Genomic DNA, 10,228 nt, shown 5'->3' on the forward strand with positions numbered 1-10,228 from the left:
TCGGCGTGGTTGGTGGGCATCGCCCTGAACCTGCTCACCACGGGGCACTACTTCGACATCGCGGCGAGGGATCTGACGATGGCGGTGGGTGCCTTCACCCTCGCCCGCCTGTCGGAGGTGAGAGCGCCGGCCTCCGCGGTGGAGCGGCAGGGGACCAAGATGCTGCGCCCCGCCCGGAGTCATGCCTGACGCGGGAACTCCCCGAGGATGACGCGTGAGCGGCCCTCCATGGGGAGCTCGTGCTCCTCCACCGTGGGGAAGCCGAGCTCGCGCGCCAGCTCCGCTAGGTGCCGCCGCCACGGGTTGTACGGCATGCTGTTGTCCGAGCAGCACGGCACCACGGCGAAGGGCAGCCGGTGCTTCGCCGCGTACTCGATGATGATCCGCGTGGCCCCGTCCGGGTGCATGCCCACGAGCAGGTCGCACTCGCACGGCTCCTCCAGCGTGAACATGCGCTGCTCGTAGCGCACGGGCAGGTGCTTGTGGCGCAGGTCGAAGGTGGTGACGGTGCGCCCCAGTCGTGAGAGGGCCTCGTTCAAACGCCCCTGCCCTCCCGCGATGTCGAAGACGCGAGGGGCGGGAAAGCGCTCGGCGCAGAACTGGGCGAAGAGGTCGAAGCGGCGCTTGTCGGCCATGCAGCCTCTCTACACCAGGTCCGGCCCTCTCGATTCCCGTCCGACGTGCTCCCACTGGCCACGAGAAGGCCGCCCAGGAGACGGGCAGCCGGTCTTCCCCGATGTTCCAACAATTCCTGGCCATCGGATGACGCGGCCCGCCGTGAGAGCATTCGACAAGCGGGCGGGTTCGCGGGTAGACGGGGCGCTCTCCCGCGCACCCTCCCCAGGAGCGAACCGCCGATGAATCCGAAGCGAGGCTTTGCCAGCGACAACAACGCCGGAATCCACCCGACACTCCTGGAGGCCATCGCCCGAGCCAACGTGGGCCACACCCTGGCCTACGGGAGCGACCCGTGGACCGAGCGCGCGGTGGCGAAGTTCCGCGAGCACCTGGGCGCGCACGTGGACGTGCACTTCGTCTTCAATGGCACGGGCGCCAACGTGCTGGGCCTGAGCGCGCTGCTGCGGCCCTACCACGCCATCCTCTGCGCCGAGAGCGCGCACATCAACGTGGACGAGTGCGGCGCGCCGGAGAAGACCATCGGCTGCAAGCTGGTGGATATGCCCACGCCCAACGGCAAGCTGACCCCGGCGCTGGTGGAGCCGCGCATCCGGGGGCTGGGGGACCAGCACCACGTCCAGCCCCGCGTCATCTCCATCTCCCAGTCCACCGAGCTGGGCACCGTCTACACGCCCAAGGAGATCCGCGCGCTCGCGGACCTGGCGCACCGCCACGGCATGTACCTGCACATGGACGGGGCGCGCATCTCCAACGCCGCCGCCGCGCTCGGCCTGCCGCTGCGCGCCATCACCACCGACTGCGGCGTGGATGTGCTCTCGTTCGGCGGCACCAAGATTGGCTTGATGATGGGCGAGGCCGTGGTCGTCTTCGATCCCCGGCTGGCGCCTGACTTCAAGTTCCTGCGCAAGCAGGGGATGCAGCTCGCCTCGAAGATGCGCTTCGTGGCCGCCCAGTTCGAGGCGCTCCTCACCGACGACCTCTGGCTGAAGAGCGCGCGACATGCCAATGCCATGGCCACGCTGCTCGCCCAGGAGGTCTCCTCCATTCCCAAGGTGCGCCTCACCCGGCCCACCGAGGCCAACGGCGTCTTCGCGACCCTCCCGGCCGAGCTCATTCCCCGCCTGCAGGAGCACACCTTCTTCTACGTCTGGGACGAGGCCACCTCCGAGGTGCGCTGGATGACGTCCTTCGACACCACCGAGGGGGATGTGCGCGGCTTCGCCGCCCGGCTGCGCGAGTTGGTGGGCGGATAGCTCCTCCGCTGAAGTCGTCACCGCTCCACCTGTTTCATCCGGCCTTACGAAACACCCCGCCGATGTACGGTGGGAATCCGCTCCGAGGGGCCTGCTTTGCCATCCTGCGTCTCCCGAATTCTCTCCCGCTGTGTGGCCCTGGGCCTCACGCTCGCCGCGCTCCTGCCCGCGCCCGCCCTGGCGATGGACGGTGCGGCCTTCGAGCAGCTCCACCAGCGCGTGGACCAGGAGGGCCTCTCCGACGCGAAGCTCACGATCCTCAAGACCGCGGCCTCCACCAACACCTTCACCTGCGCGCAGGTGGCGCGTCTGGTCGAGCAGTTCTCCTTCGGCGATGACAAGCTCGAGACGCTCTCGGCGCTCAAGGGCCGCATCGAGGATCCGGAGAACAAGGGCAAGCTCGTCCGCCTCTTCAGCTTCGACGACGAGAAGCAGAAGGCCAGGCAGCTCCTGGCCAACGTCCAGCGGGCCACGCCCGCCGCTCCCAGCACCGCGCCGGCCACCGGCAACGCGCCCACCACCCTCAGCGCGGCCACCCGCGGCACCAGCGAGACGACGCCGCTGCTGGTGAACCAGGTGGGGGCCTGGCCGAACGAGGACGTCGCCGCGCTCGTCGCGGCCCTCGCGAAGGAGGGCTTCACCGACGACAAGATGCACGTGCTCGAGAAGGCCATCGCCAGCCGTCCCGAGGGCTTCACCTCCGCGCACATCCAGCAGATCGTCCCGGTCCTCACCTACTGCGACGACATGGTGCAGGCGGTGAAGCTGATGGACGCGCACATGCTCGGCATGACGTCGCGCGAGGTGCTCGGGGTGCTGGACGCGTACTCCTTCAACGACGACAAGCTGAAGGTGCTGCGCGTGCTCAAGGACACCATCACCGACGCGGAGAACAAGTTCCTCATCCTCGACGGGTTCACCTTTGGTGACCACAAGGAGGAGGCGCGCAAGATTCTCGAGCACATCCAGCCGCGCAGCCCGGTGTACGGCACCATCCGCAGCAAGCGCGTCATCTTCGTGGTGGACGTCTCCGGCAGCATGGAGGCGCGCTTCACCACCAACCGCGGCGAGACGCTCAACCGGCTCCAGTTCGTGCAGCGCGAGCTCCAGTCCGTGTTGAAGGAGCAGCTCTCGGCGGGCACGAAGTTCAACCTCGTCATCTTCTCCACGGGCGTGCAGACGTGGAAGCCCGGCCTCGTCGAGGCCACCCCCCAGTCGGTACAGGAGGCGGTGCGGTACGTGGGCGCGCTGCGCCAGAAGGGCGGCACCAACATCCACGGCGCGCTGGAGAAGGCCTTCGCCGACTCCGAGGCGGACTCCATCTACTTCCTCACCGATGGCCTGCCGACGGACGGCAAGAAGAAGGCCAACGCGGCCATCCTCGGGGACGTGGCCGCCTGGAATGCCCAGCGCAAGGTGGTGGTGCACACCGTCGCCTTCCTGATGGGCCACTTCAAAACCGACAACAAGCCCCGGTCGCGCGAGCTGATGCTCGAGCTGGCCCGGGCCACCGGGGGCGTCTACCGCTCCATCGAGTAGGACACATGACGGGGAGCTGGAGCGAGGCTCAGGAGAAGAGCTCGAGCAGGTCCTCGCGGGTGATGGCGGTCGCGGCCGACGCCTCGCTCAGGGCCGCTTCGAAGAGGGCGCGCTTCTTCTCCTGGAGTCCGAGGATGCGCTCCTCCACCGTGCCCTGCGACACCAGGCGGTACACCATCACTGGGCGCTCCTGGCCGATGCGGTGAGCGCGATCCGCCGCCTGCGCCTCCACCGCCGGGTTCCACCACGGGTCCACCAGGAACACGTGGTCCGCCGCGGTGAGGTTGAGGCCCGTGCCACCGGCCTTGAGCGACAGCAGCATCACCGGCGCGCCCTCGGGTGACTGGAAGCGCGAGGTGACCTCTCCCCGGTTGGCCGTCGCTCCGTCCAGGCGCTCGAAGGCAATCCCGGACTTCTCGAGCTGCGGCTCGATCAGGTCCAGCAGCGACGTCCACTGCGAGAACACCAGCGCCTTGTGACCGTCCGACACGGCGTTGTCGAGGGCATCGACGAGCGTCTGCACCTTCGACGACGAGGTGGCCTGCTGGCCCGGGACGAGCGCCGGGTGACAGGCCGCCTGACGCAGTCGGAGCAGGGCCTCCAGCGCCTTGAGCACGCTGCCCCCTTCGTTCAGCAGGGCGACCACTTCCGCGCGCGTCGCCGCCATCACCGCGTCGTAGACGGCGCGCTCCCGCTCATCCAGCGACACGTGCATCACGGACTCGGTGCGCGGCGGCAGCTCGGGCGCGACATCCCGCTTGAGGCGCCGCAGGACGAAGGGCCGGATGCGCTTGCGCAGCCGCTCCGCCGCCCCCGCCTGTCCCTCGGCGATGGGCTGGGCCACCTTCTCGTCGAACTGCCTCCGGCCCCCGAGCAGGCCCGGGTTGGTGAAGTGCATCAGGCTCCAGAGCTCCTCCAGCCGGTTCTCCAGCGGCGTACCGCTCAACGCCAGACGGAAGTTCGCCTTGAGCCCGAAGGCCGAGCGCGCGACCTGGCTCTCGGGATTCTTGATGGCCTGGGCCTCGTCCAACACGAGCGCGTCCCAGGTGCGCCCTCCGAGCACGGCCGCATCCAGCCGGAGGATGGAGTACGTGGTGAGCGTCACCTCGGCGGCCTCGTCCAGGGCGCGACCGGGCCCGTGGTACACGCACACCTTGAGCGACGGACGGAAGCGCTTGAGCTCCGCGACCCAGTTGGGAAGCACACTGGTGGGGCAGACGACGAGGGAGCGCGGCCCCAGCACGCAGATGGTCTGGAGTGTCTTTCCGAGGCCCATGTCGTCGGCGAGGATGCCACCGAGCCCCGAGCTTTGGAGGAAGCGCAGCCAGCTCACCCCCTGCTGCTGGTAGTGGCGCAGCGTGGCGTTGAGTTCCTCCGGCAGCGCCGGAGGCGGGAGCTTCTCGAAGCCCTCGACCAACGGGGCCAGCCGGTCGAGTCCCGGCGGAGGTGGCTGCTCGAGCGTCTCGCACAGCGCGCTCAACTCCGGCAGGGCGTGGTTGGACACCCGGCCATCCGCCTGCCGCGCGGCCAGGAGGTCCGCGACGCGCTGGCCATTCTTGTCCAACCAGGCCCGCGGCAGAGGCGCCCAGCCGCCTCCGTCGAGGGGAACGAGTCCCAGCCCTTCCGTCCACGCCCGGATGACCGCCGCCGCGTCCACGGACTGCGTCTCGCCCTTGCCGCCCTCCACCTGGAACTCGAGCGTGAAGCGCACGTTGGGAATGCCCGTCCCATCGCCGCCCTCTACCCGCAGCAGGGGCCGGAGCTGGACGTCCGGGCTCACGATGCCCGCGGCGTCTCCGGAGAGGTCCCCGCGCCAGCGCCGGAGCTTGTCCGCCCAGCGCACCATCTCCTGGCCCTGCACCGTCAGCCGCCGGCCGGGCACCAGGTTCAGCTCATCGCGGAGCTGATGGATGAGGCGCTGTTCGGCCGCCTCGTCGCGCAGGGGCACCGCGCCGCGCAGGTAGACCATCCGCCCGTTGTCGATCCGCACCGACGGCGGCGCTCCGTACACGAGGGTCGGCAGCACGGACAGCCCGGACTCGAGCTGGTTGAGCTCCATCAGGATGCGCGGCTTCAGCTCGCGATCGATGGGCGGCAGGCGCCGGCTGCGGACCACGACGGGCATGCGACGGCCCAGCTCCGGGAGCACCTTCGAGGAGATCTCCCCCATCTGCTCGGCCGCGCAGGTGCGGACGACGGGAAGGTTCTGGAGCCACGGTCCGGTCATCGACGTCTCGCCCAGCCGGGCCAGCGCATCACCGAGCAACGCGACCCCCGGGCTCACGACCTCGACGACGCGGGGATCGCGCGCCACCGTCACGACGATCTGCCCGCCCCGGTCCTCGACGAGGGCCCTCGGGACGATGACCTCTTCCGCCACGGCGACGGGCTGCCCATCGAGCAGGACATTGCGCGCCTGCTGGAGCACCTGAAGCAACGCGTCCAACCGCTCGGGAGGCAGCGCCCCGCGCGTGCGGCGCTCCAGGAGCCGGTCCGCCAGCAGATCCGACTGCTCGACCTGAAGCATCGCGGCCTTCGCCGGCTTCGCGAGCAGGGAGGCGAGGGAGTCATCGAGCGGCTCCTCCTTCCCGTCCGCGTGCACGAGCGCCCGGTGAAGCTCCAGCCCACCGGAGACGCGGGTGAACCGATACACCACGCGGGACCACTTGGGCGCGATCGACTCCAGTGGCTTGTCCTGCTTCTCCGCCTGCTGGACGAAGAGGGCCGCCGCCACCACGTGCTCACACGGGTCCACGCGACTGGGGCAATCGCACTCCCAGGCCTCGTCGCCGGGGTACAGGATGACCGTGAGGGCCACCGGGCGCCCCGCCGCCTTCACCCTCAGTTCAATCTCATTCGACTTCTGGGCCTGAAGGGAGACGGCACCGGCACGGGAGAGGTTCACCCCGTTGGACCAGATACCGGGGCGAGCTTCCTTGCGAACGGCTTCGAGCAGTTGAGCGAGCGCGGACATGGGAGATTCGATTCCCTACGCTCCGAGGGCGCGCCGCGCAACGCCGATGTGTCCACACCGGGCGCGGAAGATCAGCCGTCAACGCCAGGGCGCGCCCCGCCTCCTGGCTCAGCGCCGCCAGCGCAGGCGCATGCGCAGCGGCGGAGAGGGGTGCAGGGCGTTGAGCGCGTTGAACCCCACCGGCTCCAGGCCCACCGGCTCGAAGGACAGCCGGCGCGTCATCAGCGCGATCGCCACCGTGGCCTCCACCATTCCCAGGTGGCTGCCGATGCACATGCGCGGGCCCTTGCTGAAGGGGAAGTAGGCGTACTCGTTGCGCCCCCGCGAGGCCTCGGGGAGGAAGCGCTCCGGATCGAAGCGCTCCGGCTCCCGCCAGTAGGTCGGGTGGTGGTGCAGCAGGTGCTGCGTCATCAACACCGTCGCTCCCGCCGGCACCCGGAAGCCACACACCTCGTCGTCCGCCACACACGTGCGCGCGACGATCCACGCCGGAGAGCGCACGCGCAGCACCTCCTGGACGACCCGGCGCGTGTACTGCAACTCGTGCAGCGCCGCCGCGTCCAACGGCCGCCCTTCCACCAGCACCCGGTCCACCTCTTCCCTCAAGGCCCGAAGGACCTCGGGGTGCGCCCCCAGGCGCTCGAAGGCCCAGACGAGCGTGAGCGCCACCGTCTCGTGGCCGGCCAGCAGCATCGTCACCAGCTCGTCGCGCACCTCGCGGCGCGTCAGCGGCTGCCCGGCGTCATCCTTCGCCGTCAACAACAGCCCCAGCAGGTCGTCCCCGCGCCGCTCCCCCGCCGCCATCGCCCGGTCGATCTCCGCGTAGACCATGGCATCCAGCGTCGCCAGCGCCCGCTTCGCCCGCACATTGCCGGGGGTCGGTATGGACAGGGGGATGTTGCGCTCCACGTTGCCGCGCCCCACCAGGTTCTCCAGCGCGTCGCGGAAGGCGCCGATGAGCCGCCGCGAGTCCGCCAGCTCCACCCCGCACACCAGCTCGCTGATCACCCGCAGCGTGAGCGGACTGAAGGCCTCGAACAGGTCCACCTCGTCCCCGTCGCGCACCTCCTTCGCCCAGCCCTCCAGCGTCTCGTCCACCAGCGTGCCCAGCCGCCCCACCGCCCCGAGCGTCCGCTGATTCTGGAAGAGCGGCTGGAGCTGCTTGCGCCGCGTGCGCCAGGAGGGCCCCTCCACCGTGGCGAGCCCCTCGCCGGCGATCTGCCGCAGGTTGTCGTAGATGGAGCCCTTGACGTAGTTGTCCCGGTTGCCGCGCAGCACCCGCTCGACCCCCTCCGGGTGCGCCACCACCACCAGCTTCAGCCCCGCCACCTTCAGCAGGAACACATCGCCGTAGCGCGCCTGGCACTCCTCCATCACGGGGATGATGCCCCGGCGTGTCACCTCGAACAGCGAGCCCACCAGCGGCAGCCCCGAGGGCCCGGGAGGCAGCGGCACGTTCGTGGTGAGCTCCAGCGAGCCGCTCATCGACTCACCAGCCAGGAGGCGAAGACCCCCGTGAGGAGGAGCCACACCGACTGCGCCACGCCGAGCGCCACCAGCTTGAATCCTCGCGCCTGGGCCACCTGCGACACCACCAGCGGCAGCGCCAGGCTCAGCAGCACCTCGGCGAGGATGACGTAGTACGGCGTCACCCCGAGGAACATGGGCGTATTCTGGTAGTGCCACCAGCCGGCGTTGTGGGCGAGCATCTCGTAGAGCGGGATGTTGATGCCGCCCAGCACCGCCAGCGCCCCGGTCGTCTTGAGCAGCCCCCACATGCTCGTGAGCCAGTTGGCCACCGTGCCGAGCTGCAACATCATCACCATCCACGACAGCGGCATGTACGCGGGGGACACCCAGATGAGCGGCTCATCCGGGGGATAGACGAGCGTCTTGTTCACCGCCACGCCGAAGTAGTCGGCCGGAAGCTCGCCAAAGCCCACCACCAGCCCGAAGACGATCATCCGCGCCACGAAGGCATCTCGCGTCCAGGCGGCGTACACCACGTAGGAGGCCGCCAACGTGGGCGTGAGCACGAAGGCGGACTTCGGCCCCAGCGCCAGGTAGCTGGAGATGCCGCTGCCCACCAGTGCGGCGAGCATCGTCGCCCCCACGAAGAGGAGCCGCGTCTGCTCCTGGGTGAGTCCAGCGGAAACAGCCGGGGCCTGCTCTCTTGCTGTCAGTCCGTTCACACATGCACAATACGCGCGACCCAGCGCCACATGCCAGCCAACCTCCCCCATCAGCCGACTCCCGACGTCGCGGCTCCTGAAGTCGCGACTCCCGTCCACCCCGTGGGCCTCGCTCACTCCGAGCTCTCCTCCCGCATCCGCGCGGGGGACTCCGGCGGCGCCGGCGTGGTGGCCGCCATCGCGGTCGTGGGTCTCCTTCCGTCCTTCCTCACCCTGCGCACGGTGGTCCACCCCCACCAGCTCGTGGCCACCTCGTTGGATCCCACGCCCCTGGGCTACACGTGGTCGCTCTCGCTGTGGATCGTCCCCGTGCTGGCCATCTCCCTCTGGCTGCACGCCAGTCCCAAGTACAACCTCCCCCTGCGCTCCTTCTGGATCACCGTGCTGTCGCTGTCCGCACTGGGAGTGATCCTGGACCTCGCCTTCGGCAATGCCTTCTTCACCTTCCCCAACAAGGGCGCCGTGCTCGGCATCTACGTGTGGGGGTATGACCTGCTGAGCGGGCAGTGGGTGAAGAACATCCCCATCGAGGAGTTCGGCTTCTACCTCTTCGGCATCGCCGCCGCGCTGCTCATCTACCTCTGGTCGGACATCTACTGGTTCGGCCGGTACGTGACGCCCGGGGACCTGCTCGTGGAGCGGCGCCAGGCGCGCCCGAAGATTGAGCTCCACTGGCCCAGCGCGCTCATCGGCGTGGGCCTGCTGATCGCCGCCATCCTCTACAAGCGCACCACCGAGTACCCGGGCTTCCCAGGCTACTTCGCCTTCCTGCTGGCCGTGGCCTTCATCCCCGGCAGCCTCCTGCTGCGCTCGATGAGCCCGTTCATCAACTGGCGGGCCTACAGCTTCTCCGCGCTGGCCATGTTCACCATCAGCATGCTGTGGGAGGCCACCGCCGCCGTGCCCTACGAGTGGTGGGGCTACCGGCCGGAGATGATGATCGGCATCTTCGTCAAGGCGTGGGCCGGCGTGCCCATCGAGGAGCCCTTCCTGTGGCTGCTCGTCACCTTCACCACCGTCATCGTCTTCGAGGCCATCCACCTGCTGGTCGTCGCGCGGATGCCGGCCCCCGCGGGTGAAGACTCGGCGTCATGAGGCAGGTCCCCGGCGAGCTGACGCGCTACGTCCCCCACTCCGTGGTGGAGCGGGTGGTGGCGAGGGTGCCGCACGAGTCGACGACCGCCCTCCACGGGGCGGTGCTCTTCGCGGACATCTCCGGCTTCGTGCCGCGCGTGGAGCGCATCGCGCGGCAGGGGCCGGGGGCGCTGGAGCGGCTGCAGGAGCTGCTCAACGCCGTGTTCGGCCACCTCATCGAGCGCACGTCCCGCTCGGGAGGGGACGTGCTGAAGTTCGCCGGGGACGCGCTGCTGGCGGCGTGGACGGCCCCCGAGGGCACGCCGGAGGCGGCGGTGCTGGCGGCGGCCCGGTGCGCATTGGCCATCCAGCAACAACCCTTCCGTGCGAGCGCGTCCCTGCCGGAGCTGCGCGACATCCGGCTGCGCATCGGCATCGCCACGGGCCCGCTGTCGTACTCCATCGTCGGGCGGGAGGACCTGGGGCTGTCGCTGTTGCCCACGGGCGCGCCCTTCCAGGCCATGGGCCAGGCGGCCCACGCGGCCTCCCCGGGCGAG

At 69.7% G+C, this 10,228-nt stretch carries 8 protein-coding genes and 1 pseudogene; 5 read left to right on the top strand and 4 right to left on the bottom strand.

Going from position 1 to position 10,228, the window contains the following annotated elements:
• A pseudogene (locus VF697_RS00995) lies at positions 1-189 on the top strand (hypothetical protein); the annotation flags it as partial.
• Here VF697_RS00995 and VF697_RS01000 read toward each other — a convergent pair.
• Complete coding sequence (locus VF697_RS01000) at positions 180-635, bottom strand: hypothetical protein (protein WP_331091331.1); 456 nt, start codon at positions 633-635, stop codon at positions 180-182. The pseudogene VF697_RS00995 and the gene VF697_RS01000 sit on opposite strands and share 10 nt — an antisense overlap.
• A 222-nt stretch (positions 636-857) precedes the next feature.
• On the opposite strand from VF697_RS01000, the gene VF697_RS01005 reads away from it, so the two are divergent.
• Both VF697_RS01005 and VF697_RS01010 read left to right on the top strand, forming a co-directional pair.
• A complete protein-coding gene (locus tag VF697_RS01005; protein WP_331091333.1) occupies positions 858-1,892 on the top strand; it encodes a low specificity L-threonine aldolase in 1,035 nt (344 codons plus the stop codon).
• Positions 1,893-2,024: 132 nt separating this feature from the next.
• Positions 2,025-3,431, top strand: a complete 1,407-nt coding sequence (locus tag VF697_RS01010) for a DUF4476 domain-containing protein (protein WP_331091335.1) — start codon at positions 2,025-2,027, stop codon at positions 3,429-3,431.
• A gap of 28 nt (positions 3,432-3,459) precedes the next feature.
• Here the strand turns inward: VF697_RS01010 and VF697_RS01015 are convergent, their stop codons facing one another.
• The 3 genes from VF697_RS01015 to VF697_RS01025 form a co-directional block, all read right to left on the bottom strand.
• On the bottom strand, positions 3,460-6,405 hold the full coding sequence (locus VF697_RS01015) for a DEAD/DEAH box helicase (protein ID WP_331091337.1): 2,946 nt from the start codon (positions 6,403-6,405) through the stop codon (positions 3,460-3,462).
• A 108-nt stretch (positions 6,406-6,513) separates the two neighbouring features.
• Entirely contained in the window at positions 6,514-7,890 is a 1,377-nt protein-coding gene (locus tag VF697_RS01020; RefSeq protein WP_331091339.1) for a cytochrome P450, read from the bottom strand.
• Positions 7,887-8,597: a DUF6989 domain-containing protein gene (locus VF697_RS01025; protein WP_331091341.1), complete on the bottom strand. Its 711-nt coding sequence runs from the start codon at positions 8,595-8,597 to the stop codon at positions 7,887-7,889. Before VF697_RS01025 ends, VF697_RS01020 begins: the two co-directional genes overlap by 4 nt.
• 30 nt (positions 8,598-8,627) lie before the next feature.
• Between VF697_RS01025 and VF697_RS01030 the strand changes: the two genes are divergently transcribed.
• Together VF697_RS01030 and VF697_RS01035 are read left to right on the top strand one after the other, a co-directional pair.
• Positions 8,628-9,692, top strand: coding sequence for a hypothetical protein (locus VF697_RS01030; protein WP_331091343.1), 1,065 nt, complete (start codon positions 8,628-8,630; stop codon positions 9,690-9,692).
• A partial coding sequence (locus VF697_RS01035; RefSeq protein ID WP_331091345.1) for an adenylate/guanylate cyclase domain-containing protein occupies positions 9,689-10,228 on the top strand: 540 nt, incomplete at its 3' end. The genes VF697_RS01030 and VF697_RS01035, both read left to right, overlap by 4 nt.

Origin of the sequence: Archangium sp., from assembly GCF_036388035.1 — a bacterium.
In the GTDB taxonomy this organism is placed as follows: Bacteria; Myxococcota; Myxococcia; order Myxococcales; family Myxococcaceae; genus Archangium.

Coding starts and splice junctions, on each gene's coding strand:
- VF697_RS01015 (WP_331091337.1), bottom strand. CDS start 6,405: ATGTCCGCGCTCGCTCAACTGCTCGAAGCCGTTCGCAAGGAAGCTCGC.
- VF697_RS01005 (WP_331091333.1), top strand. CDS start 858: ATGAATCCGAAGCGAGGCTTTGCCAGCGACAACAACGCCGGAATCCAC.
- VF697_RS01020 (WP_331091339.1), bottom strand. CDS start 7,890: ATGAGCGGCTCGCTGGAGCTCACCACGAACGTGCCGCTGCCTCCCGGG.
- VF697_RS01000 (WP_331091331.1), bottom strand. CDS start 635: ATGGCCGACAAGCGCCGCTTCGACCTCTTCGCCCAGTTCTGCGCCGAG.
- VF697_RS01030 (WP_331091343.1), top strand. CDS start 8,628: ATGCCAGCCAACCTCCCCCATCAGCCGACTCCCGACGTCGCGGCTCCT.